The organism is Psychroflexus torquis ATCC 700755 (assembly GCF_000153485.2).
In the GTDB taxonomy this organism is placed as follows: domain Bacteria; phylum Bacteroidota; class Bacteroidia; order Flavobacteriales; family Flavobacteriaceae; genus Psychroflexus; species Psychroflexus torquis.
This window is the reverse complement of the sequence record NC_018721.1, coordinates 4,161,693-4,186,446: the sequence shown is the minus strand read 5'-3', so window position 1 is coordinate 4,186,446 and position 24,754 is coordinate 4,161,693. Positions and strand designations below refer to the sequence as shown.

At 35.5% G+C, this 24,754-nt stretch carries 24 protein-coding genes; 7 read left to right on the top strand and 17 right to left on the bottom strand.

Going from position 1 to position 24,754, the window contains the following annotated elements:
• Positions 1 to 19: 19 nt before the first annotated feature.
• Positions 20 to 1,024 carry a glycosyltransferase family 2 protein gene (locus P700755_RS17975; RefSeq protein WP_015026038.1) on the bottom strand — a complete coding sequence of 335 codons (1,005 nt, stop codon included), beginning with the start codon at positions 1,022 to 1,024 and terminating at the stop codon, positions 20 to 22.
• A gap of 9 nt (positions 1,025 to 1,033) precedes the next feature.
• Complete coding sequence (locus P700755_RS17970) at positions 1,034 to 1,474, bottom strand: type I restriction enzyme HsdR N-terminal domain-containing protein (RefSeq protein ID WP_015026037.1); 441 nt, start codon at positions 1,472 to 1,474, stop codon at positions 1,034 to 1,036.
• 43 nt (positions 1,475 to 1,517) lie between these two features.
• Here P700755_RS17970 and holA point away from each other — a divergent pair, with 43 nt between their 5' ends.
• Positions 1,518 to 2,525, top strand: coding sequence for a DNA polymerase III subunit delta (gene holA, locus P700755_RS17965; RefSeq protein ID WP_015026036.1), 1,008 nt, complete (start codon positions 1,518 to 1,520; stop codon positions 2,523 to 2,525).
• Here holA and P700755_RS20185 read toward each other — a convergent pair.
• From P700755_RS20185 to P700755_RS17940, 5 genes are all read right to left on the bottom strand, one after another.
• Positions 2,522 to 2,695 (bottom strand): Lacal_2735 family protein, encoded by a 174-nt coding sequence (locus P700755_RS20185; protein WP_015026035.1) that lies wholly within the window; start codon positions 2,693 to 2,695, stop codon positions 2,522 to 2,524. The two genes, holA and P700755_RS20185, sit on opposite strands and share 4 nt — an antisense overlap.
• A gap of 84 nt (positions 2,696 to 2,779) precedes the next feature.
• Positions 2,780 to 3,604 carry an enoyl-ACP reductase gene (locus tag P700755_RS17955; protein WP_015026034.1) on the bottom strand — a complete coding sequence of 275 codons (825 nt, stop codon included), beginning with the start codon at positions 3,602 to 3,604 and terminating at the stop codon, positions 2,780 to 2,782.
• A gap of 16 nt (positions 3,605 to 3,620) precedes the next feature.
• Complete coding sequence (locus P700755_RS17950; RefSeq protein ID WP_015026033.1) at positions 3,621 to 4,592, bottom strand: 3-oxoacyl-ACP synthase III family protein; 972 nt, start codon at positions 4,590 to 4,592, stop codon at positions 3,621 to 3,623.
• A gap of 104 nt (positions 4,593 to 4,696) precedes the next feature.
• Positions 4,697 to 5,584: a cysteine synthase CysM gene (gene cysM, locus P700755_RS17945; protein WP_015026032.1), complete on the bottom strand. Its 888-nt coding sequence runs from the start codon at positions 5,582 to 5,584 to the stop codon at positions 4,697 to 4,699.
• Entirely contained in the window at positions 5,581 to 6,381 is an 801-nt protein-coding gene (locus P700755_RS17940; RefSeq protein ID WP_041758514.1) for a serine O-acetyltransferase, read from the bottom strand. The genes cysM and P700755_RS17940 overlap by 4 nt, the downstream gene beginning before the upstream one ends.
• A 177-nt stretch (positions 6,382 to 6,558) precedes the next feature.
• On the opposite strand from P700755_RS17940, the gene P700755_RS17935 reads away from it, so the two are divergent.
• Positions 6,559 to 7,608 carry a flavin monoamine oxidase family protein gene (locus P700755_RS17935; RefSeq protein ID WP_015026030.1) on the top strand — a complete coding sequence of 350 codons (1,050 nt, stop codon included), beginning with the start codon at positions 6,559 to 6,561 and terminating at the stop codon, positions 7,606 to 7,608.
• Here P700755_RS17935 and folK read toward each other — a convergent pair.
• A complete protein-coding gene (gene folK, locus P700755_RS17930) occupies positions 7,597 to 8,742 on the bottom strand; it encodes a 2-amino-4-hydroxy-6-hydroxymethyldihydropteridine diphosphokinase (protein ID WP_015026029.1) in 1,146 nt (381 codons plus the stop codon). The two genes, P700755_RS17935 and folK, sit on opposite strands and share 12 nt — an antisense overlap.
• 111 nt (positions 8,743 to 8,853) lie before the next feature.
• Between folK and P700755_RS17925 the strand changes: the two genes are divergently transcribed.
• From P700755_RS17925 to P700755_RS17905, 5 genes are all read left to right on the top strand, one after another.
• Positions 8,854 to 9,552: a queuosine precursor transporter gene (locus tag P700755_RS17925; protein WP_015026028.1), complete on the top strand. Its 699-nt coding sequence runs from the start codon at positions 8,854 to 8,856 to the stop codon at positions 9,550 to 9,552.
• An 82-nt stretch (positions 9,553 to 9,634) separates the two neighbouring features.
• Complete coding sequence (locus tag P700755_RS17920; RefSeq protein WP_015026027.1) at positions 9,635 to 12,259, top strand: AsmA family protein; 2,625 nt, start codon at positions 9,635 to 9,637, stop codon at positions 12,257 to 12,259.
• A gap of 49 nt (positions 12,260 to 12,308) precedes the next feature.
• Positions 12,309 to 12,938 (top strand): hypothetical protein, encoded by a 630-nt coding sequence (locus tag P700755_RS17915; RefSeq protein WP_015026026.1) that lies wholly within the window; start codon positions 12,309 to 12,311, stop codon positions 12,936 to 12,938.
• Positions 12,939 to 13,081: 143 nt separating this feature from the next.
• Positions 13,082 to 13,393, top strand: coding sequence for a transposase (locus P700755_RS17910; RefSeq protein WP_015026025.1), 312 nt, complete (start codon positions 13,082 to 13,084; stop codon positions 13,391 to 13,393).
• On the top strand, positions 13,393 to 14,289 hold the full coding sequence (locus P700755_RS17905) for an IS3 family transposase (protein ID WP_157609337.1): 897 nt from the start codon (positions 13,393 to 13,395) through the stop codon (positions 14,287 to 14,289). Before P700755_RS17910 ends, P700755_RS17905 begins: the two co-directional genes overlap by 1 nt.
• 163 nt (positions 14,290 to 14,452) lie before the next feature.
• Here P700755_RS17905 and P700755_RS17900 read toward each other — a convergent pair whose 3' ends face one another.
• From P700755_RS17900 to P700755_RS17860, 9 genes are all read right to left on the bottom strand, one after another.
• Entirely contained in the window at positions 14,453 to 15,979 is a 1,527-nt protein-coding gene (locus P700755_RS17900; RefSeq protein WP_015026023.1) for a GH3 family acyl-acid amido synthetase, read from the bottom strand.
• An 85-nt stretch (positions 15,980 to 16,064) separates the two neighbouring features.
• On the bottom strand, positions 16,065 to 18,191 hold the full coding sequence (gene scpA, locus P700755_RS17895) for a methylmalonyl-CoA mutase (RefSeq protein ID WP_015026022.1): 2,127 nt from the start codon (positions 18,189 to 18,191) through the stop codon (positions 16,065 to 16,067).
• A 1-nt stretch (position 18,192) separates the two neighbouring features.
• A complete protein-coding gene (locus P700755_RS17890) occupies positions 18,193 to 19,596 on the bottom strand; it encodes a methylmalonyl-CoA mutase subunit beta (protein WP_015026021.1) in 1,404 nt (467 codons plus the stop codon).
• Positions 19,589 to 19,921, bottom strand: a complete 333-nt coding sequence (locus P700755_RS17885; protein WP_015026020.1) for an FtsB family cell division protein — start codon at positions 19,919 to 19,921, stop codon at positions 19,589 to 19,591. Before P700755_RS17885 ends, P700755_RS17890 begins: the two co-directional genes overlap by 8 nt.
• Positions 19,922 to 19,939: 18 nt before the next feature.
• Positions 19,940 to 20,548: a uridine kinase gene (gene udk, locus P700755_RS17880; RefSeq protein ID WP_015026019.1), complete on the bottom strand. Its 609-nt coding sequence runs from the start codon at positions 20,546 to 20,548 to the stop codon at positions 19,940 to 19,942.
• Positions 20,549 to 20,571: 23 nt separating this feature from the next.
• Positions 20,572 to 21,228, bottom strand: a complete 657-nt coding sequence (locus tag P700755_RS17875) for an alpha/beta hydrolase (protein ID WP_015026018.1) — start codon at positions 21,226 to 21,228, stop codon at positions 20,572 to 20,574.
• Positions 21,229 to 21,582 carry a DUF4870 domain-containing protein gene (locus tag P700755_RS17870; RefSeq protein WP_015026017.1) on the bottom strand — a complete coding sequence of 118 codons (354 nt, stop codon included), beginning with the start codon at positions 21,580 to 21,582 and terminating at the stop codon, positions 21,229 to 21,231.
• A complete protein-coding gene (locus P700755_RS17865; protein ID WP_015026016.1) occupies positions 21,572 to 22,822 on the bottom strand; it encodes a dihydroorotase in 1,251 nt (416 codons plus the stop codon). Before P700755_RS17865 ends, P700755_RS17870 begins: the two co-directional genes overlap by 11 nt.
• Before the next feature lie 5 nt (positions 22,823 to 22,827).
• A complete protein-coding gene (locus tag P700755_RS17860) occupies positions 22,828 to 24,750 on the bottom strand; it encodes a BatA domain-containing protein (RefSeq protein WP_015026015.1) in 1,923 nt (640 codons plus the stop codon).
• Between the last annotated feature and the right edge of the window lie 4 nt (positions 24,751 to 24,754).

The window sequence follows — 24,754 nt, the reverse complement described above, 5'->3', positions numbered from 1 at the left end:
TAAATAGTAGGCTTAACAATTATTTATTAATCATTTTTAACCTGCTATACTTCTTGTTGCCTAATACAAAACTATGCCAAACTATACTCTTAACAACAAAAATTTGTTTCTTTTTTTGGAGTTGGTGCCGTTTATGTATTAAATCTATAAATTTTGTGTAGAAACTTATATGTGATTTAAATATAGCAAAAAAATGTGAAAATTTTCCTTGTGTTAAAAAACGAAGAGCGGCAATCCCATCTAAGAGCAGTCTTACAAATAAAATAGGGTAGGGGTTTCTTTCTGAATTTTTTAAGATGGAACTTAAAGAGTTTCTGAAATTTAAAAAGGTTTTGTGTGGACTAGAGTTCGAAAGTGTGCCACCACCTTGGTGAAAAACTTCACTTTTATAGGTATACATAATAGTAAACCCCAAATTTTTCAGTCTCCAGCACAAATCGATCTCTTCTTGATGAGCAAAATAGCTTTCATCAAATCCATCGGCAAGTCTAAAACATTCTTTTCTTACGGCTAAACAAGCTCCACTAGCCCAGAACACTTCAATCTCAGTATCATATTGTCCTGTGTCTTCTTCAATGGAATCAAAAATTCTTCCTCTGCAAAAAGGATAGCCCAGCGCATCAATAAACCCACCAGCAGCGCCTGCATAATCAAAATTCTTTGGCTGTTGTATGGATTTTATTTTAGGTTGTATGGCAGCAATAGACGTATTGGAAGCAAACAATCTTAAAAACGGACTCAGCCAACCTTTAGTCACTTCCACGTCGTTGTTCAATAAGACATAGATATCTTCTTCTACATTATTTAAAGCCTCGTTGTATCCTCCTGCAAAGCCTAAATTGGTCATGTTTTTTAAAACTACAACTTCAGGGTATTGCTGACTTAAAAACTCTAGTGATCCATCTGTAGACGCATTATCGGCCACATAGACTTTAGCTAGTGCAGAATGGGTGAGCACCGAAGGCAAATACTTTTCGAGAAGGGCCTTTCCATTCCAATTCAAAACAACAACAGCAATATTCATATATGAGAGTTATAACGAAGGAAGATCCTTCAAGAAAATATAAGTTTGACGCTCGTAGTCCATCTTGCAAAAATAATGACTCACACCGTTGGTAATCATCAATAAGTCGGCTTTAAGGGCCAAATTATACCTTGCAATTTGATCAAAAGTGTCTTGATTAATTTTAATATGTGGAGCTTTGCATTCTACAATAAGCTTTATGTTTCCATCGGTCTTAAAAGCTAGGATATCATAGCGTTTGGAGATTCCATTGAGATCGATTTTCCGCTCTTCATTGAGAAGAGAGGGAGAGTAATTTTTTTCTGAAATCAAAAACTGAACGCAGTGTTGTCTTACCCATTCCTCTGGAGTCAAAATCAAATATTTTTTCCTCAATATAGAAAATATAGAAGGTTTATTTTCTTTACTTTTGATTTTGAATGAATAGTCTGGAAAATTCAATCTTTGCATAGATCAAAGAAACAAAATTGAATTAAATTGAAGTCAACCAAGCATGAAGGATTTTAAATCTATTATATCTGATATTGATCAACGTAAGTTTGCACCAATTTACTTCTTAGTGGGAGAAAAGGAAACCTTTTTTGTGGATCTTATCGCTGAGAAAATTGAAGCTACTGTCCTTACTGAGGATGAAAAAGCCTTTAATCAAAGTATTCTTTATGGAAAAGAAGTCACTATTGATGATGTCATAGGCCAAGCCAAACAATATCCTATGATGTCCGATTATCGAGTCATCATTGTTAGAGAAGCTCAATCTCTGTTGAAAAATATCGACACTTTGTCCTCTTATGTAGAACATCCACAGCAAAACACAATTTTGGTCTTTTGTGTCAAATATAAAAAAATGGATGGAAGGCAAAAAGTTACCAAATTGCTTAAAAAATCTGCAGTTTATTTTGAGACGAAACCCATGTATGACAATCAAGTCCCTCAATGGATTTCCGAAACACTTTCCACTTCTGGATATACGATTGCTCCAAAAGCTTCTGAAATGCTAGTTGAGTTTTTAGGAAATAATTTGTCTCATATTCATAAGGAACTTGAAAAGCTTCAGAATATACTTTCCAAAGGGTCAAAAATAACACCCGAGCTTGTCGAAGAAAATATAGGAATCAGTAAAGATTTCAATAATTTTGAATTGACCAAAGCCATAGGGATAAAAGATGAAATGAAAGCGCAACGTATAGTCGCTTACTTTGCTCAAAATTCCAAAAATCATCCCATCATATTGACTATGACTCAACTTAATTCTTTTTTCAATAAGCTATTGAGATACCATGCCCTTAAAGATAAATCACAATATGTTGCGAGTGCAGCCCTAGGTGTCAATCCTTTTTTTGTAAAAGATTATAGTTTTGCTGCTCAGAATTATTCTATGAAAAAAGCGAGTCAGGCGATAGCCTTAATACGGGAAGTCGATATGAAAAGTAAAGGTGTTAATTCCAATCAGATCCCACCTGGGGACCTGTTAAAGGAATTACTCGTTAAATTGATGCGCTAAGATTTTGCTTTTAACTCATCTATTTTCTTACCCACATCATCTGCTTCTTTTAATTTAGCATCCGATTGTTGTCTATTGGTTTTAGATAGATCAAAAGCCTCTTTTTGAAGCTTTTTATATTGATCTTGAAGTTTTTCAAAATCGGTTTTCTTTTTAAATAATCCAAACATAAAATTCTTTTTCAGAAATATACCACCCTTTGCTTGATTCTACATAAGTCTTAATTAAGACTTAACTAAAGATTATAGGCTTATTTAACCCATGATGTTATAACCACCATCTACATGTCTTATTTCGCCAGTGGTTCTCCCTTTAGGTCTTAATAAATTCAAAACTTCAAAAGCAAGATCTTCAGGCAAAGCATTTCCCAGTGGACTTTTGCGATGCGCAAATTCTACATCTTTTTCATTAAGGGTAGCATTTCCAGCTTTGCTTCCCATATAGGGTGAAAACCGAATACAATTAACACGTGTGCCATTTTTTCTTCCCATTTCGTCAGCTAGTTCCACAGTGATGCGCTCTAAAGCAGCTTTAGCAATACTGATATTTCTATAGGGGTGGAAAGTTACTTTGGAAGCTGCTATATAACTTAATGAACAGATTGAAGCATCGGCGTTTAGCAAGTTATTTTTAAACAAATGACTGGTTAGACTTATTAGCGAGTAGGCCGAGACTTCCATAGCGTCACAAAACTCTTTAAAAGTGACATCTAGCAAGGGTTTGACGACTTTATTTCTGATGGTTTTATCCATAGCAATAGCGTGGAGGAACCCGTCGATTTTAATGTTTTTTGACTTTATTTTATTGCAAAACTCTTGGATGCTCGCTTCTAAGGAAACGTCCAAAATTTCTGTCATGGTGTCTGTTCCTAATTCTTGGTGGACACTATCTTGAAAATCTTTAAAAGTCTGATCAAGAAAAGATTTAGCCTTGTCGGATAAGCTATCGTGAAATTGACTTACGCCTAGTCCTGTGCAAATGACTTGACCACCGTTTTCTTTTATTTTTTTAGCCACATACATGGCTAAGGAATGTTCATCTGCGATTCCTGTGATGAGATAAGTTTTACCTGTAAGCATTTTTTTATTTTTTAAATTACCATTTGTATAATGCAGTTCCCCAAGTCCAACCAGCTCCTACGGCTGCAAAGAGAAGTAAATCATCTTTTTTGAAACGGTTGGCCCTGTGCACTTCATCCAAAACCAGTGGAATAGTTGCTCCAGATGTATTAGCATACCTATCCATGTTGGTCATAACCTTCTCAAAAGGCATTTTTATTTTTTTAGCGATCGTTTTTAAAATACCAATACTAGGTTGATGGGGGATCATAAAACTAACGTCGTCAATAGAGGTGTTGGTTTTTTGAAGAAGCTCTTGGATAGATTCTGGAACTACTTTAGTCGCCGTATCGAAAACCTCTTTGCCGTTCATATGGAAATAATGCATACCTTTTTCAATTGTTTCCTTAGAGGCAGGAGTTTCGGAACCACCACCAAGAATTGTAAAGTGTTCTTTTCCACGACCATCTGAATGTAAGTCGAAATCGATAAAGCCTTTATCCTCATCGGTTTTGCTTAATACTAAAGCGCCAGCTCCATCTCCAAAAAACACGGAATCCCGACGATTCCAATCGATGATATTTGAGAAGGTATCTGCGCCTATAACTAGGACATTGTTGTACACACTATTTTTTACAAATTGATAGCCTACAGAAATGGTGAATAAAGCTCCAGAACATACTGCGGCAACATCAAAAGCAACGGCCTTATATGCCTTCATTTTTTCTTGAACAAAACAAGCACAGGAAGGAGCTTGTCTATCTGGGGTGGTCGTGGCAACGATAATTAAATCGATATCCTCCACCTCAAGGTTCGCGTTTTTAACAGCTTCCAGCCCAGCTTTATAAGCTAAGTCGCTCGTGGCCTCACCATCTACAATTCGTCTTTCTTTGATTCCTAATTTTGAATAAATCCACTCATCTGAAGATCCGACCTTTTCAAAAAAAGAATTGGGAACTATTTTTTCTGGAACATAAGCTCCAGTTCCGCTTATAAATACGTTTGGCATATAATTGATTTTATTCTTAGGCGATGAAATTAGGTTTTTTAATCACTCTTTATAATAAAAATAAAATAAGTCGTAAGATTTTAACATTTATTAATCCGTAAATCTTAAGATTCGAATAGGTCTGTAGACAGGTAGCGATCTCCTCTATCACAAATAATGCTAACCACAACCCCAGTATCTAAACTTTCGCAGAGTTTAACAGCAGCAGCAGTAGCTCCTCCTGAACTCACTCCTGAGAAAATACCTTCTTTTTCTGCAAGATACCTCGCCATTTTTTTGGCCTCCTCTTCACTGACTTCATAAATATGATCTACACGATTAGGATCATAGATTTTTGGCAGATATTCATCTGGCCATTTGCGAATTCCAGAAATCTTTGCGCCCTCAGCAGGATGAACACCAATGAGCTGTATGTCTTTATTTTTTTCCTTTAGAAATCTTGAAGTCCCCATGATGGTTCCTGTAGTTCCCATGGAAGACACAAAATGGGTTACTTTATGGTTGGTGTCTTCCCAAACTTCTGGTCCTGTTGTTTTATAATGAGCTTTCCAGTTATCTTCGTTTCCAAACTGGTTAAACATATAGTAATTACCAGTTTTCATCTTTTCTTCGGCATAATCTCGAGAATATATAATGCCTTTCTCACCATCTGTAAGGGTAACCTTCGCCCCATAAGCTTTCATGGTTTGTACACGCTCTATGGTTGCATTTTCGGGCATGACCAATTCTATATCTAACCCAAAAATACTAGCAACCATCGCCAATGCTATACCGGTATTTCCACTAGTGGGTTCTATAAGTTTTGTAGTCTTGTCGATATCTCCACGTTCTAAAGCAGACTTTATCATGTTGTAGGCCGCTCTATCCTTTACGCTTCCTCCAGGATTTTGTCCTTCGAGTTTAAGGTATAGTTTAACGTTTGGGTTTTTGACCAAGGTTTTGGCTTCTACTAGTGGGGTATTCCCAATTAAATCTAATATACTTCGACTCATGTTATTTTATTTTCGTTGATTTTATCCATAGATTTATGAGTTACTCTAGAGTTTTTGGCAACCGATTTGGTTAACCATACATTACCACCTATCGTAGACCCATCACCTACGATGGTATCTCCTCCTAAAATGGTAGCATTGGCATATATGGTGACATCGCTTTTTATAGTGGGGTGTCTCTTTTTATTTTTCATCTCTTTACTTACCAATAAAGCCCCTAGGGTAACTCCTTGATAAACTTTTACGCGATCTTCAATCACACAGGTTTCACCAATCACCACTCCTGTGGCATGATCTATAAAAAAGGGACTTCCTATTTTGGCTCCAGGATTGATGTCGCTCCCCGTTTGAGTATGGGCACATTCAGACATTAACCTAGGTACCAGGGGTAGCCCAAATTCCATTAATGTATTGCTTAACCTATAAATCGCTATAGCGTAAAATCCGGGGTAAGCCAAGTAGACCTCTTCAAGTGAATTGGCTGCTGGATCATTTTCCTTAATAAAACAGGCATCTTTATTTAACTTTTTTAAAATAGCAGGAAGCTTACTCATAAAGTCGGTCCAGATTTCCCGGCAGGGGTCTACTTCCTTAAAGCAAACTAAATCGGCCAAGTTCTTAAACTGCTCTTCCAGTTCGTCCATTCCAGAAGCGACATCAGTATTTTTATCAAATAAAGTTAGGAATAATTGTTTTGTGAATTCTTCAGTTTTACTTTTTATCTCGTAGATATTACAAACCTTAGCTTTCTCAGCTTTTATCTCTTCAATAATATCCTGTTTTAATACGGGTAGCATAGCGATAATGTATTTCTGCAAAATTAGACTTTTATGTATGCCTTTATGTTTTAAAAATGTGAAATTAAAAGTGAGGCCTTAAGCTTAATTTGGTATGAATTCTTCAAATTTAATTTTACTTTATATATCCTTGGTCTACAAAACTGATTTAAATCCAGAACTTTGCCAAAAAAATAAATGCCTAAAGTTTTAATCATAGGAGCAGGCTTAAGTGGCTTATCGACTGCTTATGGATTGAGAAATTCCAACTTTGACGTCAAAATTCTTGAGGCTAGATCAAGACTTGGTGGTCGTATTTTTACTATTGAAAAAGAAAATAGTCAATTAGAAATGGGAGCCACATGGTTTGGTCCTCAGCATACAAGCTTGATTCAATTGATAAAAGAATTGAAGATTCCTTTTAAAACTCAAGATAATGGCGCTGAAGCCCTTTATGATTTCAGACCGAAGGGAAATATAGAACGTTTTCAAATCCCCTCCCAAGGTGCAGCCACCTATAAGTTTAATCATGGTACTTCACATCTTATAGAGACTTTAGCAGAAGCGTCCAAAGCTAAAATTCATTTTGATGAAGTCGTTGCTTCAATTTCCATAGATGAGCATATAAAAGTTTCCACGAGTACCGCTGTTTTTGAAGCAGATTACCTCGTGTTGAGTATTCCCCCTCAGTTGATTTCAGAAGGCATAGAGTTTAGGCCTAAACTTTCAGAGACTTTCAATCAGCTTTTGCAAGACACTCATACTTGGATGTCAGACTCCATTAAATTCAGCATCGCTTATGAAGATGCTTTTTGGAAAAGTCAACAGTTTATAGGTACTCTAATGAGTCCCCATCAAATTATCCAAGAAATGTACGATCACAGCGATAACGAACGGGATCAAAATGCTTTGGTGGGCTTTTTAAATTCTAACTATTCCCTTTTAACTTGGGAAGAAAGAAAAGAAAAGGTAATGGGTCTATTAGAAAGCTATTATCCAGATGAGAAGAGGCCTCTAAAAGCTTATGCAGATTTAAACTGGCGCAATGAACTTTATACCACACCTAAAAATGCGAAAAGCTTAGCGCCGCATCAAAACAATGGGAATCCTAAACTCAGAGACTCTTTATTTGATAATCGGTTGTTTTTTTCAGCTTCAGAAACCGCACAACAAACCCCAGGATATATGGATGGAGCTGTGCACCGAGGAAGAGAAGTCGCCGACTTTCTTCTCGACTTATCGGATTGAAAGTTTTGAATTGATTTCCGATATTTTTTCTAAAAGAAATAAATAATCTTCTCGACAAGCGACGAAATCTAAGTCCGAAATATCAATGATTTTTACATCAATTTTATTTTGAGAGTTAAAGAAATTCAAATAGCCTTCATGGATACGTCTTAAATAATCTGGAGATATATTTTGTTCATAATCTCTCCCTCTTTTTTGAATATTTTTGAGCAATCGCTCGGTATTTTGATAGAGATATACGTATACATCGGGTTTAGGGACATCACTGTACATAATGTTAAAGATTTTCTTGTAGAGGGCGTATTCGTCCTCTTGTAAGGTGACTTTCGAAAAAATAAGTGACTTATTGGGATTATAATCTGAAATGGCGAAATCTGAAAATAAATCCAGCTGGGAAATATCATCCATCAATTGTTTATGGCGGTCTGCTAAAAATGACATTTCTAAAGGAAAAGCAAATCGAGCCTGATCTTCATAGAACTTGGGTAAAAAGGGATTATCCTTAAAACGCTCCAAAATCAGTTTTCCATTGAAGTCTTCAGCAATCATTTCTGCTAAGCTCGTCTTACCTGAACCAATGTTACCCTCGATGGTAAGATAACTCACTTGCCTGAATGTGGCTATTTTGGTATTCAATTGATCTGATACCGGCTCTATATAAGAAGTATCTGATGTAGATGTCACCAAATCTGTGATGCTTTGTCCTAATTTGGGATGTTTTAACTCTGGTGCAATATCCGCCAAAGGATATAGCACAAATTTTCGTTCAGCGAGTCTGGGATGTGGAACTATTAAAGTTTCTGTTTCGATAGTCATGTCATCATAAAAAATGATGTCTAAGTCTATAGTTCTGGCTTGGTACCCTTTATTTTTTATGCGTATTCTGCCAAGTTCTAATTCTATGTTAAGTAATTTTTCTAAAGTATCTTCTGCGGAATACCTGGTTTTTACTTCTATGACAGCATTTAAAAAATCATCTCCCTCAAAACCTAGGGCTGGTGTTTTGTATAGTTTAGAAACTTTTGTAACGTCGCCGATGCGATTATATATATGGTCTACAGCTTTACGGAGCAACTGCAATTTTTCGCCTCGGTTGCTTCCTAAAGCAATATATGTTGTGGGTTTAAGATTCAATTTTTAAGAAAATTTTAATACTAATTGATGAATAATCTACTGCTTGTTTTTGCTTTAGCATCTATTTGCAGCTTAAATTTGTTGCAAAGGTAAATATCAAATCCAATATATTTGACAGCATTACAAAAACTTTCAGCAGGACGCATTTATCTTATTCTTACAGCCCTTTTCATTACTTCTTTGGTGGTTTCCAATCTTATCTTTCAGAAGTTTTTTTACTGGGATTTTTTTGGACTCTATAGATTTGAAATATCGGTAGGAGTACTTCCTTATCCTATTACCTTCCTTATTACGGATACCATCAGTGAGATCTATGGAAAAAAGAAAGCCAATCAAGTGGTGACTTTAGGCATTTTTGCATCGGTGTTTTCTTTGTTGATTATTCTACTAGCTAATGCTGTTCCTTCCGTGCCTTGGTCACCTGTTGGAGATGAAGTTTTTAGTGATGTTTTTGGCGCTACTGCTATAGCTGTAGGCGCCTCTATGATGGCTTACTTGCTTGCTCAATATGTAGATATTTATGTCTACCACTTTTGGAAAAAGGTGACTAAAGGAAAGCACCTGTGGTTGAGAAATAATTTTTCCACGTTCTGTTCTCAGTTTGTAGATACCCTCGCAGTGGTTTTTCTTTTATGTGTTTTTGGTGAATTGGATTGGTCCCTATTCGGTGGATTGCTCCTCAGTGGTTTCTTGTTTAAAGCGCTTATTGCTTTGCTAGATACTCCTCTATTATATCTTTCCGTCTATCTTTTTAGAAAGAAATTTAATCTAAAACAAGGAGAAGAATTACCTGATTCTGAAAGTTTTTAAAAGATTAAACAAGTCTAAATTTTAATTCTTTTTTTAGGAGATACGTCATTGCAATGTTTAATTTTAGCTTTAAATCCATATTATGAAAAAAGCATTCAAAATTATAGGCATTGTAATTCTAATCTTGATTATTGGTTTATTTCTGACTCCCATTTTATTCAAAGGAAGTATTGAAAAAATGCTAAAGAACGCAGCCAATGATAATGTCAATGCTCAAGTGGAATGGTCATCTCTCAATTTGAGTTTATTTAGAAATTTCCCCAATGCCAGTGTAAGCCTCGAAGATTTGAGTCTTGTTAATAAAGCTCCTTTTGAAGGGGATACTCTAGTGTATGCCAAAAATTTCAACATATCGATGGGCATTATGCAACTTTTCAAAGACGAAGGCTTAAGCATAGACGAAATCTATCTGAATGAAGCTTATATGAATGTAAAAGTAGATTCATTGGGGAATGCCAATTACGATATCGCCAAATCAACCGATGTTAAACAAGAAGCTACAACTAAAGGAAAAGAGAGTAAACCCTTCAATTTGAATCTAAGTCATTATGAAATCAATTCCTCTCGAATAAATTATCTGGACGAAAGTGGAAATATATTTTTAAGGCTTACAGAGTTTAGCCATAGCGGTGATGGTAATTTTGAAGCCTCAGTCTTTACATTGAAAACACAGACAGAGTCTAAAGTTTCTTTTGACTTTGACGGAACCAACTATTTAAATGCTAATTCTTTGGTCTTGGATGCCGACTTGAATATTGATTTGGAAAACATGAAGTTTTCATTTTTAGAAAATGAAGCTATAGTGAATCAATTACCACTTAAATTTGAAGGTTACGTCCAAACCTTTGACGATTATAACGATATCGACATAAAATTTTCTACCCCATCCTCAGACTTCAAAAACTTTCTAGCACTCATCCCTGAAGCCTATGCTTCAAATCTTGATGGAGTCACAACTACTGGAGATTTTCAATTGAATGGGATTATTAAAGGCAAAGTAGATGATACATATATTCCTACTTTGGATATCTCTGCTTCCAGTGATAATGCCTCTTTCCAATACCCAGATTTGCCTAAAAAAGTTGAGGATATTTCTTTGGACATTAGAATTCAAAACGAAACAGGACTTGTTGAAGACACTTATATCAAGTTTAAAAATGTTGACTTCAGAATAGATCAAGATCGATTTGCAGGAAGTGGATCAGTTAAAAACCTCACTACAAATATGTTAGTTAATCTTAAAATGAAAGGGAGATTGAATCTAGCAAATCTTAAAAAAGCCTATCCTGTAGATATTGAGCAAGATCTAAGTGGGATTTTGGATGCGGATATAACGACCAATTTTGATATGAACTCCATAGAACAAGATGCTTATGAAAATGTAAAGGCACAGGGTTCTATGAAGTTATCCAAGTTTGATTATGAGTCTCCAGATTTAGCTGAACTGATTCATATTGAAACCGCTACTGTCAATTTCACAACAAACGCTGTCCAATTGAATAGTTTTGAAATGACAGCAGGCTCTACAGACCTTCAGATGAAAGGGGATTTGAGTAATCTTATGGGATTTGCATTTTCAGATAAACCCCTTCAAGGAATTTTTAATGCGACTTCTACCAACTTCAATATTGCTGATTTTACAGTAGACAGTGAAGTTGGAAATAAAGTAAACGAATCTGGAAACCCAACTACTGAAACGGCCAGTACTGGACCTGAAGGCAATGCAGACGCTATAAAAATCCCTGATTTTTTAGATATTGTTTTGAACTTTAATGCTAAAACAGTCATTTATGACAACTTAACTTTAAAAAATGCTAAAGGGAGTCTAGCCTTAAAAAACGAAAGTGCTATCCTTAAGAATGTAAATGCTGATATTTTTGGAGGCAGCATAAGTCTTGATGGGAAGGTGACGACTTCAGATGTTCCTAATTTCGATATGAAATTGGGGTTAACGACCATTAAGATTGTAGAGGCTTTTCAGCAAATGGAATTGGTTAAAGGTTTAGCGCCCATTGCACAAGCACTAAATGGGCTGGCGAGTACAACTATTGATCTCAATGGAAATCTCACAAAAGACTTAATGCCCATTTATACTTCATTAGCAGGAAGTGCCCTCGCAAATATTTTAAGTGCAGAGGTGGAACAGGGTAAGATGCCTTTAATCTCTAACTTGAATAGTCAGTTTAAGGTCTTAAACTTCGATAAGCTGAAAGTAAAAGATCTTGTCGCAAAACTGAATTTCAAAAATGGAGCGATCAATGCAGATGATTTCGATTTTAACTTAGACGATGTAAAGGTTGATGTGTCAGGAAGTCACTCGTTTGATAACACGATGAATTATAATCTTAGTTTTAATGTTCCAGCAAAATATTTTGGAAATGAAGTAGGAGGTCAGCTTGCTCAGTTGAGCAATACCGATCTTAGCCAATTGAATGTTGATGTTCCAGTTGGATTAACAGGAACCTTTTCCAATCCAAAGATCCAGTTAACTATGCAAAATGCTATTAAAGACCTCACATCAAAAATTGTAGATGCTCAAAAAGAAAAAGCAACTAATGCTATTAAAGATAAAATTGGTGATGAAATTAATAATTTGTTAGGCGGCGATAAAAAAGAAAAGGACTCCACAAAAACCCAACAAGAGGATGTAAAGGATGTAGTGAAAGATATCTTAGGAGATATCTTTAAAAAGAAAAAAGATAATTAAGAATGAAACTTACGTATTGACTTATCAGTAAACTAATTAGCTCATATAAATGCTTAATTTTAAAGTGAATTTGATAAAAAATAAAAAGCTACTTCTAGTCATCCTTTTAATTTTCAACTCTATTTTTTCTATGAAGGCTAAGCAGTATCATACCTATCCAGACTCTATTAAAAAAGAAGTAGAGCTTGCTCTAAACTATTTTCCTCAATTGGAATATGTAAATATTACTTTTAAATTTAAGTTGGATATTAAAAAATCCACGATGCAAGCTCAGCCTGATTTTAAAAGTTTGTTTACCCCAAGGGCCAAGCGCAAATACTATATTTTTATCAGTGAAAAGTTTAAAATATCAGGTCAAGAATTTAAAACAGTTCATATACCCTCAGATATCATTACAGGATGGATTGGCCATGAATTGGGTCATATTTTGGACTATGAAGAAAGAGGAACGTTCAATCTGATTTGGTATGGAATAAAATATTTGTATCTGGAGAATCATATCATAGATGCTGAGCGATCTGCAGATACTTTTGCGGTCAATCAAGGGATGGAAGACTATATTTTGAAAACTAAAGATTTTATTTTAAATCATGCTGACATCGATCAAGATTATAAAAAGAGAATAAAGAAATACTATTTATCACCAGAAGAAATTATGCAACTAGTTCAAAATCGCTAATTGGAATCTTACCAAATTAGACTTATAATGTCGCAATAAATCACTTCTTTTCGCCTGTTTTTCATCAAAAATAATTACCGCACTAGTTTAGCCCCCAATAAGTTCGGAGTGTTATTTTAAATTTCAAATAATACCTTTGAGATATGAAATACAAGAAATGGAGTTTAGAAGAAAAGTTAGAGATTCTATCCTCATCTGAAGAATTAGGAATCGTTGAAGCTTGTCGTAAATACAAGGTTAGTACAGGAACTTTTTATAGTTGGAAGAAGAAATATGATACCCAAGGCGAAGCAGGCTTAAAAGTGACATATGACATTCGTAGTAAAGAGTTAAAGCAATCAGAAGAGGAGAATAGAATACTTCGTAAGCTTTTAAGTAACAAGGATATTGAATTGGAAGTCCAGCGTGAACTCTTAAAAAAAAAGTTTGGGACCTCAGATCCAAGAAAGATCTAGTGGATACTATTTTTAATAAATATAAGATCAGTAAAACTAGGATAATCAAAATGGTAGGAATGGTTCATAGCACTTATTATCACAAACCGAGCTTTGGGAGAAAAGGAAATAAACCAAGTCAGTTTACCCATCATAGCAAAAATGGATTAGTTAACCAAGATGCTGTTATTGAGTCTGTAAAGACCATACTAAGTCATCCTTTTATAGATTGTGGTTACAGATTGATGACTGCTTATTTAACTCGTGATGGCTATACTATAAATCATAAGAAACTATATAGAATAATGAAGGAGGCGAACCTATTGAAGTTAGAAGAACGCATTAACAGGAGTGGTTCTGGACGAAAGTTTGTTAAATTCAGGAAAGTAAAGACCGTAAAACCCTTTGATTGTTTAGAAATGGACATAAAGATGGTTTGGATTCCTAGTGCGGGTAAAAACGCTTATCTTCTATCTGTAATAGACGTTCATACGCGAAGAATACTGATAGACCTTTTTGCCTTTTCGATTAAACAAGCTCAAGTGATAGCCTTATTATCTGAATTATTTACGATCTATCAATACCCTAATAATGTAGTGATTAGAAGTGATAATGGAAGTCAATTTATTGCCAAGAATGTAAGGGAATATCTAGGACTTATAGGCGTGGCCCAAGAATTTACACATATAGCAACACCAGAAGAAAATGCTCACATAGAGGCCTATCATGGAATTTTGAAGAAAGAGGTTTTTCAAAGGTTTGACTATAGAACCTTTGGAGAAATAGAAAAAATCCTTAAAGAATATGTTCTATTTTACAACAACGAAAGGCTTCACGGACTATTAGGAAGAATAACACCAATGGAAAAATGGAACGCTGACAAACACTTAATTTTAATGAATAAATTAACCGCATAAGTTAACTAACGAAATTTAAAAGAATACTCTTGTTTTATAGGGGTCAAAACACAGCTAAGGCTATGCTAATTATTTTTGATTTCAATCAATCAAAAAACTTGTGCTGAGCAACGTCGTAGTATAATTCAATTTATTCATACGGCATTATAAATATAATTTGGTATTAGTGGATTTTTACAAAATTCTCCCATTCAGAGAATTTTTCTTCATTCATGACGCGTTCCATTTTTACTTGTCCCCCTTTTTTTTTGTTTCTCGTACTCCAGTCCTGAAAAATAGCAGGATCAATAAGAGTAACTTTAACGCCGTTAAGGGCTTTATCTCTAGCGACTTGGTAATTCTTATTGGCAGCTTTTAAACTATCATCTAGTGCTTTGGCTATAGTTGAAAGGTCGAGATTTTTATGGCTCGTCCCTAAATACCAAAAATGATAAAATTCTCCATCCTCTGCACGCTTGGCACAAATAGTATACTCTGAAATATCAATGTCGAATTGGTCTTCCAATTCTCTCATGGCTGTGTCCATTTTGTTAACCGATAATTGAGATCCTACAGTGTTTAAAAAGAATTTAGTTCGCCCTGTAATCTGTATTTCTCCTTTCTTAACATCCGTAAATTGAATAGTATCTCCAATGGTATATCTCCAAGCTCCACTCACTGTACTAATGATAAGAACATAATCTTGTTCGAGCTCTACATCCTCAAGACTTATACATGGAGAATCTGGTTTTAAGGATCCATCTGGTCTTATGTACTCAGGTTGAAAAGGAACAAACTCAAAAAAGATTCCATTATCTGTGAGTAGCTGCATAGAATTAGTCTCAGGTCGAGTTTGTAAAGCTATAAAGCCTTCTGAAGCAAGATACGTATCAATAACATGAACAGGTTTGCCGGTCAAGCGTTTAAAACTCTTTTGATAAGGTCCAAAAGCAACCCCTCCAGAGGTATATACCTTTAAGTTTGGCCATACATCGTGAATAGTCTCGACTTTATGATAGTCTATAACTTTCTCCATCATCAACTCCATCCAAGAAGGAATGCCGCTTAATGCACCAATATCCCAAGATTTAGCAGTCTCTGCAATTTTCTGAATCCGATCATCCCAGTCATCTATTTTGGAAATATCTTCACCAGGTTTATAAAATCCACGAAACCAAAAAGGAATTCTGCTAGCGCTTATTCCGCTTATTTCTCCTTCAATATGGTCATTATGCAGATCTAAGTTAGTGGAGCTTCCAAGCATCATGATTTCTTTTTCAAAAAAATCAGCGGGTAAGTCAAAGTTTTTAATAGCCAGTATTTGTTTTATCCCAGCACTTCTTATGGCTTCAATCATATCTTCAGTAACGGGAATACGCTTGCTCGTTTTTCCCGTAGTGCCAGAACTCAAGGCGAAATAATCAGGATGTCCAGGCCAAGTAATATCCTTTTCTCCCTTATGAAGCTTATACCACCATTCAGTATGGATTTTATCGTAATCAAAATAGGGGATGGTCGATTTAAAATTTTCATAAGGATCCTCAGAGGCGAGTAGCTCATCAAATTTATAGTGTTTCCCAAACTCAGTAGACTTTGCCTTTTCTAATAAAAACTCAAGGGTTTCTTTTTGATTTTGAACGTGATTAGCTTCCGAAGAAATAGAATTTCTCAAATTGATCACTCCTTTAATGATATTCCCTAAAATGGCCATGAATAATGTATGGTGTATATAACTAATTTAAAAACTTTACTAGACTTTTATTTTCAAGCTCATATTAAAAAATGTAAGTCTAGTTTTAAAAGCTATCGTTCAATATATCTAGGATTTGAATAGCTGCATCACTAATTCTACTTCCAGGTCCAAAAACGGCTACAGCTCCAGCATCAAATAAAAACTTATAATCTGCAGAAGGTATCACTCCACCAACGATGACCATAATATCCTCACGCCCCAATTTCTTTAGTTCGTCGATAACTTCTGGAACCAATGTTTTATGACCTGCTGCTAAAGAAGATACGCCTAGAATATGAACGTCATTTTCTACAGCTTGTCTTGCTGATTCTTGGGGGGTTTGGAATAAGGGACCAATATCAACATCGAAGCCCACATCGGCATAACCAGTAGCGACAACTTTTGCTCCTCTATCGTGACCATCTTGTCCCATTTTCGCAATCATGATTCTAGGTCGGCGACCTTCTTTTTCTGCAAATTCATCAGCCAAAGCTTTGGCCTTATGGAAGGATTCATCTGTTTTCATTTCCTTACTATATACACCACTAAAAGATTGTATTTTGGCTTTATGTCTCCCATAAACGACCTCTAAAGCATCGCTTATTTCTCCTAAGGTAGCTCTTTCTTTTGCAGCCTTAACAGCAGCTTCTAAAAGGTTTCCATTTTCCTCTTTAGCAATACGAGTCAACTCTTCTAGGCATTTTTTGACTTTATCATTATCCCGGGAAGCTTTAATTTTTGCTAATTTTTCTAACTGCTGTTTTCTCACTGTCTGATTATCTACCTCAAGAGTTACAATAGGATCTTCTTGCTTAAGGCGATAGGCATTTATTCCAACAATTTTATCGGTACCACTATCAATTCTAGCTTGTTTTTTTGCAGCAGCTTGTTCTATTCGCAACTTGGGTATACCTTCTTCTATAGCCTTGGTCATTCCGCCAAGCTCTTCTACTTCTTCGATAAGCTTCCAAGCACGTTGAGCAACATCATGTGTTAGTTTCTCGACGTAATAGCTCCCTGCCCATGGATCTACCGTGTTGGTAATCCCTGTTTCCTGTTGAAGGTAAATTTGTGTATTTCTAGCAATTCTAGCAGAAAATTCTGTAGGTAAGGCAATAGCTTCATCCAATGCATTGGTGTGCAAACTTTGAGTTCCACCAAAAGCTGCAGCAGTGGCTTCTATACATGTTCTAGCAATATTATTAAAAGGATCCTGCTCTGTTAGCGTCCATCCGCTGGTTTGTGAGTGGGTTCTCAGCGCCAAAGATTTAGGATTTTTTGGGTTAAAACGCTTTACCAATTTAGCCCAAAGCATCCTCGCAGCTCGCATTTTGGCAATTTCCATAAAATGGTTCATCCCAACTCCCCAGAAAAACGAGAGGCGAGGTGCAAAAGTGTCGATATCCATCCCTGCATCTATACCTTTCTTGATATATTCTACGCCATCTGCTAAGGTGTAAGCTAGCTCTATATCTGCAGTTGCTCCAGCTTCTTGCATATGATACCCAGAAATACTAATGCTATTGAATTTAGGCATATTCTGGGAGGTAAACTGAAATATATCAGAAATAATTTTCATGGAAGGAGTGGGAGGGTAGATGTAGGTGTTTCTTACCATAAACTCCTTTAGAATGTCATTTTGTATAGTACCAGAGAGTTGTTCTTGTTTGACACCTGTTTCTTCAGCTGCAGCGATATAAAAAGCCATAACAGGTAATACTGCTCCGTTCATCGTCATTGACACTGACATTTTATCTAAAGGTATTTGGTCGAATAAGACTTTCATATCTTCAATGGTATCAATGGCTACACCAGCTTTGCCAACATCACCGACGACTCGCTCGTGATCACTATCATAGCCTCTGTGTGTGGGTAAATCGAAGGCTACAGACAGTCCTTTTTGTCCTGCTGCTAAATTTCTTCTATAAAAAGCATTGCTTTCTTCAGCTGTTGAAAATCCAGCATATTGGCGGATGGTCCAAGGTCTGCGAACATACATTGTGGAGTAAGGTCCTCGCAAATAAGGAGGAATCCCTGCAACAAAATTTATATGTTCTACTTTGTCAAGGTCTTTTTCTGTATACGTAGACTTTAAGTTAATTTGCTCTGCAGTTTTAAATTTAGATTCCTTTTTGGATATGGGATCTTTTGCAGAGACTAAACTCATTTGCTGTATATCTTTACGTTCCATACTACTTATTTTCTTTTGGAGGTTGAACGTTCTTCTCACCATCTAGTCTGTCTTTCTCTATGGACTCTGCTATGCGTTTTTCTAAAATCGGCTCAATAAGTGTTTTACGCTGGTGGTATTTTAGAAATGGAAACAATTCTAAATTCTGAGACATCTTATCTTCTGGGTTCTGATATTTATTTAACCCTACTAAGGTAAAATCACCAGAGACGAGCTTCTCCTCTTCCTTATGTGCACTTTCTTTAATTTTCTTCTGAATTTTACCTTCAAAAAGTTGTTGAACGAAACCTTTCCCTGCTTCAATGGTTTTGAAAATGGTTAAAGATTTTTCAGCTAATTCTTTGGTTAGACTCTCAATATAATAAGTTCCATCTACAGGGTTAGACACCTTATCAAAATAACTTTCCTTTTTCAAAATCAATAGTTGATTTCTAGAAATACGCTCTCCAAACTCATTGCGTTTATGGAATATCTCGTCGTATGCCAAATTATTTATCCAATCTGCACCTCCCAAAATGGCACTCATGCATTCTGTGGTTGAACGAAGCATATTCATATTGTAGTCGTAAAGTGTTTGATTGCGTTTTGTTGGTTCAGCGATAAGAGTAAGCTTTATGCTTATATCTAATTCCTGAGCAAGACTTTCCACCAATAAGCGTAAAGCTTTCAGTTTGGCAATTTCAAAAAAATAATTGGAGCCTTGAGAGATCATAACATTAACGGCTAATGGCTCTGTTTTTTCAATTGAATTCTGAAATAAATTCAAATATTCATTGAGGTGAGCTAAAGTATAAGCTAGCTGTTGGATAATAAGGCCTCCAGCATTTTGATACAGTCTCGCATCTACATTAATGGCATTAGAGAAACTCTTTAATTCAGATGTTTTTATGAGGACTTCAAAATCTTGTTTTTGATTTTTAAACCAATTTCCGGAAGAGGCCAATCGACCTATAGGGTCATAACCGACCAAAACGGTTTGGTCTTGATCTTGAAGTATAGCATCTAAAGATTTAAAAAAATCAAAATCAGAAAATAGAAATTCTACATAAAGGGGTATTTCGTAGTCTTTTAAGGCTTTAAAAAACTTCAGCTTTTTTTCATCTGCTTCAGGAATAATAACCCAAAGGCTCTCTGCACCTCGGTCTATAACATCCTTTGCATTTTCAATAGTAATCTCTATATTTTCTAAGTAGAGTTTTTCGGTGACCAACCAATCTTGAGCTGGATTTATAACATAGGCATCTTCGTGATCGTCTGCGTGGTAAAATGGTTTAACATCTATACCTTCTCCCGTTTTTTCGATGAGTGTTTCGTTATAGTCCGCTCCTTTTAGGTCTACTTGTATAGTTTGCTTCCAGGCTTTAGCCGAAACAGGATCAAAGTCATCAAATAATTTTTTACTCATTGCTTTTGGTTTTAAGGCTATCCTGATATTCTATGATATAAATTTCTTCGTTAGGGCGTTTCATAAAATAAGTTTCCCTAGCAAAACGTTCAATTTCAATACTGTCATCCAACTTTTTTAAAATCTTTTTGTCCTGATTGATTTCTTGAATATAATAGTCTCTATTATTTTCAATCTCCTCAATTTCTTTATTGAGTTCACTATGAATTAACCATGAGTTGCTATCCAGAAATACCATCCATACCATAAAAACGGTGAGCACCAACACATATTTGTTGCTCATAAATTTAAACCAAGGTTTCCGTTTAAGGTCTTTATAATTCATAGGTTAAATTTACTAAAATTACAGGAGTCTTTCTTTGATAATTGTTTGAACAATATCAATTGCTACCGTATTAAAGCGATTATTTGGAATAATAATATCGGCATACTCTTTAGTGGGTTCGATAAACTGTTGATGCATTGGCTTTAGGGTCGTTTTGTAGCGATTCAAAACTTCATCTAAATCCCTGCCTCGATCTTTAATATCCCTTTTAAGACGGCGCATTAGGCGTTCGTCACTATCGGCATGTACAAAAATTTTAATGTCGAACATCTCCCTAACATCAGGATGGGTAAAGATGAGAATTCCTTCTACGATCGTCACCTTCCTTGGTTTAGTAATGAGCGTCTCATCCGTTCTGTTGTGTTCTGTAAAAGAATAAACTGGCTGGTGAATGGAATCCCCAGTTTTTAAAATCTTAAGGTGGTCTACCAAAAGGTCAAAATCTATTGATTTTGGATGATCAAAGTTATTTCTCTTTCTTTCTTCCATAGAAAGATGTGACAAATCTTTATAATAGGAGTCTTGATAAATAACATCAACTTCATCGTGTTGTAACTCATTGATAATTTGATTAACTACGGTGGTTTTTCCACTTCCCGTCCCTCCTGCAATGCCAATTATAAGCATAATGAAATTTTAAATTTTTTTAGTTAGTGTTGTGCTTTCAGCCAGTTTTTTAAGCTCTGAAAGTTTTGAGGATTAATTCCGTGCCCTTCAGGATATTCCTCATAAATCGTATCGATATTCAGCTTGTCTAATAATGGCTTGTTTTGTCTAGCCCAGTCAACAGGAATCACTTGGTCTTCACTTCCATGTGAATTATAAACTTTCAAATGACTAAAATCTTTTGATTCATAGCCAGCTTCAATCATATTGATGTCTACATAGCCAGATAAGCCTATGACATTTTTAAAAACTTCCGGATAGGAAAGCGCTAGAGCAAAACTCAAAATAGTGCCTTGACTAAACCCTAAAAGGCTAACCTTGCTTTTATCGATAGGATAAGCTTCAATAGCTTCTTCCAGAAATGTTTTGACTAACTTTCTAGAAAGGACAGCCTGTTCGATATCGCTAAACTTTCCTTTTTGAGCATCAAAATTGATAGCATACCAGGCGTTTCCTGAAGGTTGCATGGCATGAGGAGCCTTTAAAGATATAACGATGTATTCCTCTGGTAATTCGTTTGCAAAGGAAAACAAATCATTCTCGTTACTGCCATAACCGTGCAGCATTAGTATAAGTGGGGCATTGTCGGGTAAGCTAGAGGGTCTTACCAAATGCGTAAGAGATAAATCTTTTGTAGTCATTTAAGTTAGTTTTTTAAAAAGGCGTTGACATAAATTTCCAATAAGTGGGACCTTATTTTCCTTACCAGAAACGGCTCCTATAAAGCCATAAATCCACAAAATAAAATATGAAAGATAAAAGGCAGAACCAAGCATCATGTTCAATAATTCAGTAAAACTATCATAGAGTCCATTGACGATCACACCAAATAAGATGATCAAAAAATTGATACCCAAAGCTTGTCGTATATGGAAACTGGCAAATTCTTGCTTATTCTCGTCGGAGTTGAGGAATAAAGCCAGTATACTTCCAAAAATGGTAAAGTAGGCCACTATGGCTGCGGTTTTTCCGCTTCTTTCCGCTTTAATTTTCATAAATTGAGTTGTTATAGATGCTTCCGTAAACCATGCCCTTAAGGGTTTCCCCTAAGAACATGCTATTTTTAGATTTAGAGTGGATATGTTGTGTGTTAAAGATATATTCTGAATGAGGTTCAAATAAGCTTAAATCTGCACGTTCTTCAGTATCAATTTTTGAAGTTGATAGTCTAAACGTTCTTTTAGTTTTAGTTAACAATTCAGCTGCTTTTTCTACCCCAAATAATTGATTTAAGACTGAAAATGAGGACTCCAAACCAATACTTCCGTAACTAGCATTTTCGAATTCTAGGTCTTTATGTTCAACATCCATGGGTTCGTGGTCGCAAGTCACCATATCAATAATGCCTTCTTTTACAGCGAGTAATAAGGCGTCCTGATCTTTTAGGGTTCTTAAGGGTGGTAAAATTTTATATTTACTATCAAAATCCTCAAGTTTTTCACTGTTAAAGTAAAGGTGAGCAATAGCTACGCTACAGGAGACGTTCAATCCTTTTGCTTTGGCAGTCTCAATAAGTTTTACAGCCCCTTGTGTTGAAATGTTAGGGATGTGAAGTCGGCCTCCTGTATATTCCAAAATATAAAGATCCCTAGCAATCTGCAATTCTTCTGCTAGGTTGGGCATCCCCTTTAAACCGATGTAAGTGGTGAATTCATCTTCATTCACTTGGGCATTAGCAGCTATAGGTTTGTCTTGCGGATATGAAAAAATTAAACCATCAAAACTCTTTACGTATTGAAGGGCAATTTTGAATAAATTGGAATCTACTACCGGGGATTTAAAATCATAAAAGCCTACAGCACCTCCCATTTGCATGTCGTATAACTCTGCTAAATGCTGTCCATCAAAACCTTTAGTTAAGGCTCCTAAGGGCTTTATGTCTATAAGTTGAGTGTTGATTTGTTGTTGTAAAAATTTTACTGCAGAATGACTATCTGTGATAGGATTCAATTTTGGATTGAGTAAAAAACTTGTAAATCCAGAATGTCTAGCTGTTTTAACTCCATTTGCCAAGGTTTCTCTTTCTTCAAAACCAGGTTCTCCAAAGCTAACAGAGCTATCAAAAAAACCGTTGGAGACATGCAAGTTGGGGAGATCAACACACTTACCTTCATAATCTATATTATCTTCAATTTGAGTGATAGTCCCCTCTTCAATAAGGATATCCTTTGTTTGAAGATGAAATGGACTTTCAGAATCAACGATTTTTGCAGATTTAAGGAGAAGGGAAGACATAGGTATCAATTTAAAAATCTTAAGATTAATAGTTCTAATAGAAAAAATCCAAGGGCAAAAATAAGCATCCATTTCCAAAGCTCAAGGATTTTCCTTGCTTCTGTGTAAGAATTAAAGGCCTCTTGGATTGTACTGAATTTTACAAGGTTTTGATTTCCTAAATCAAGGGCTTGTAAATCACTTTCTTCTCTATTATAATTGAAGCTTAAGTCAAGAAGCGTGGAGTCTTTTTGTTTTAATTCATAATGACCAGCGATTTCAGGCTGGTATTGGGTGTTGATTTGTATGGTATTTCCAAGCTTAGTTTGTTTTGGAATTACCTGTTGTTCTGAACTGACTAACTGTAAAATCTCATCTTGGCCAAGAATCGTTTTTACTGTAAAAGACTCATCGCTACCAACGGTAGAGTAGAGGAGAGGCTTAGATTTACTTTGCAAGGCAATATTGTAAAACACAGGAACAACTAACGGGGAGTTTATGAAATTTGAAAATCTTGTGTCGAGAGATGAGGAAAAAACATAGAGACGATCTTGTTCTGCTAGAAAGGAGGACCCATTGCTATATTTTAAAATAGGAGACAAAGAAGGGTTAATTTCTAAGCTTTTGGACGTTGAAGGATAATCGAAATTTTGAATATTTTCTGAAAATACACTCGTAAATAAAGGATGGCTGTAGCTGATGGTTGTAATATCTCGCTTATTTGAATTTGAATTGAGATAGATCGCCTGACTCATTCCAAAATTAGAATAGGTAGTTTCTGAAGTATTTTCACTAGGAATCATAACCAAAGTCCCCCCGTTTCTATAAAATTTCTCTAGGTTAGTTTTAAGAATAGAGCTGAAATTTTCAATCTCATTTAAGATAATAAGATCTGTATTTGAGATTTTTGAATAGTCAAGATTAGTTATAGAGTTGACATTCAAATTAAATCGATCTGACTTATAAATGGAGGAGAGAAAAGAACTTTTGTCTTTTTCTTTGGAATGAAGTGAGAGAATACGAATAGGGTCATTTTGATTTAAACTAAAATACAAGGTATTGTCATAAGACATCCCATCGGTCTCAAGTTCTAGCCGCCCTTTCTTAAAATCGGTATCGCCCAATTCAAAACTTACGTTGGAAGTGAGTTGGTTCTTAAAGGTAGCCCTTGCTTTGGCAATTAAGCTTGATCCGTCATACAGCGATACCGTAATGTCTTTATCGATACTTAGACTGGATTTGACTTCAATACGAAGTACAGAGTTAGAATTTTTCTCTTCCAACTTAGCAGAGGAGATATGAAAATTTTCGAGACTCTTAGGCTCTTTAATTATAAAGTTGAGGTCAATACCTTCCATGGTTTTGAGATCTGGAGTGTCTTCAAAATTAAGCGCATCGGTGATGATAAATAAACTTTTACTTGTCTCTTGGTCTTTATACATAGACTCTGCCTTAAGGAGAATGGTTTGAAACCCAAGGCTAACAGGAGTAAAATCTATATTGAAAAAATCATTTTTTATATCGTTTTTGTTGGTATGCTTCCAACTGTTGTTGTTTGTAAATAAAGAGAATTTCTGTTGTTCGCCGAGTTGATCCCATAAATTTTGTTTGGTCTCTTCCAATAAACTGACTTGATTTCCAGGCAACTCCATGGAAAATGAGTTATCCATATAAATAGCGACCTCAGTATCTTTTAAAGCAGATTCTGTATTCGGAATATAGGGTTTGGAAAAGGCTAAAATTAAAAAAGCCAGACCCAGAAGTCTGGTCATTAAAACTAACCATTTCTTGATTGTTGAGCTCTTCCTGGATTGTAACTTAATTTTTTCTAAGAGCGCAACATTGCTAAACTTGGTCGTTCTGTATTTTCTTAATTGAAATAAATGAATTAAAATTGGTATGATAAGTAAAAAGAGAAAGTAGAGGACATCTGGCTTTTCAAAAATCATTAGG

Excerpts from the sequence above, each read along its gene's own strand:
- P700755_RS17860 (WP_015026015.1), bottom strand. The coding sequence starts at position 24,750 with ATGATTTTTGAAAAGCCAGATGTCCTCTACTTTCTCTTTTTACTTATC.
- P700755_RS17940 (WP_041758514.1), bottom strand. The coding sequence starts at position 6,381 with ATGCTACCCGTATTAAAACAGGATATTATTGAAGAGATAAAAGCTGAG.
- udk (WP_015026019.1), bottom strand. The coding sequence starts at position 20,548 with ATGCTTATAATTGGCATTGCAGGAGGGACGGGAAGTGGAAAAACCACC.
- P700755_RS17870 (WP_015026017.1), bottom strand. The coding sequence starts at position 21,582 with ATGAAAATTAAAGCGGAAAGAAGCGGAAAAACCGCAGCCATAGTGGCC.
- P700755_RS17875 (WP_015026018.1), bottom strand. The coding sequence starts at position 21,228 with ATGACTACAAAAGATTTATCTCTTACGCATTTGGTAAGACCCTCTAGC.
- cysM (WP_015026032.1), bottom strand. The coding sequence starts at position 5,584 with ATGAGTCGAAGTATATTAGATTTAATTGGGAATACCCCACTAGTAGAA.
- scpA (WP_015026022.1), bottom strand. The coding sequence starts at position 18,191 with ATGGAACGTAAAGATATACAGCAAATGAGTTTAGTCTCTGCAAAAGAT.
- P700755_RS17955 (WP_015026034.1), bottom strand. The coding sequence starts at position 3,604 with ATGCTTACAGGTAAAACTTATCTCATCACAGGAATCGCAGATGAACAT.
- P700755_RS17915 (WP_015026026.1), top strand. The coding sequence starts at position 12,309 with ATGCTTAATTTTAAAGTGAATTTGATAAAAAATAAAAAGCTACTTCTA.
- P700755_RS17970 (WP_015026037.1), bottom strand. The coding sequence starts at position 1,474 with ATGCAAAGATTGAATTTTCCAGACTATTCATTCAAAATCAAAAGTAAA.
- P700755_RS17900 (WP_015026023.1), bottom strand. The coding sequence starts at position 15,979 with ATGGCCATTTTAGGGAATATCATTAAAGGAGTGATCAATTTGAGAAAT.
- P700755_RS17890 (WP_015026021.1), bottom strand. The coding sequence starts at position 19,596 with ATGAGTAAAAAATTATTTGATGACTTTGATCCTGTTTCGGCTAAAGCC.
- P700755_RS17950 (WP_015026033.1), bottom strand. The coding sequence starts at position 4,592 with ATGCCAAACGTATTTATAAGCGGAACTGGAGCTTATGTTCCAGAAAAA.
- holA (WP_015026036.1), top strand. The coding sequence starts at position 1,518 with ATGAAGGATTTTAAATCTATTATATCTGATATTGATCAACGTAAGTTT.
- P700755_RS17910 (WP_015026025.1), top strand. The coding sequence starts at position 13,082 with ATGAAATACAAGAAATGGAGTTTAGAAGAAAAGTTAGAGATTCTATCC.
- P700755_RS17935 (WP_015026030.1), top strand. The coding sequence starts at position 6,559 with ATGCCTAAAGTTTTAATCATAGGAGCAGGCTTAAGTGGCTTATCGACT.
- P700755_RS17885 (WP_015026020.1), bottom strand. The coding sequence starts at position 19,921 with ATGAATTATAAAGACCTTAAACGGAAACCTTGGTTTAAATTTATGAGC.
- P700755_RS20185 (WP_015026035.1), bottom strand. The coding sequence starts at position 2,695 with ATGTTTGGATTATTTAAAAAGAAAACCGATTTTGAAAAACTTCAAGAT.
- P700755_RS17975 (WP_015026038.1), bottom strand. The coding sequence starts at position 1,024 with ATGAATATTGCTGTTGTTGTTTTGAATTGGAATGGAAAGGCCCTTCTC.
- P700755_RS17920 (WP_015026027.1), top strand. The coding sequence starts at position 9,635 with ATGAAAAAAGCATTCAAAATTATAGGCATTGTAATTCTAATCTTGATT.
- P700755_RS17865 (WP_015026016.1), bottom strand. The coding sequence starts at position 22,822 with ATGTCTTCCCTTCTCCTTAAATCTGCAAAAATCGTTGATTCTGAAAGT.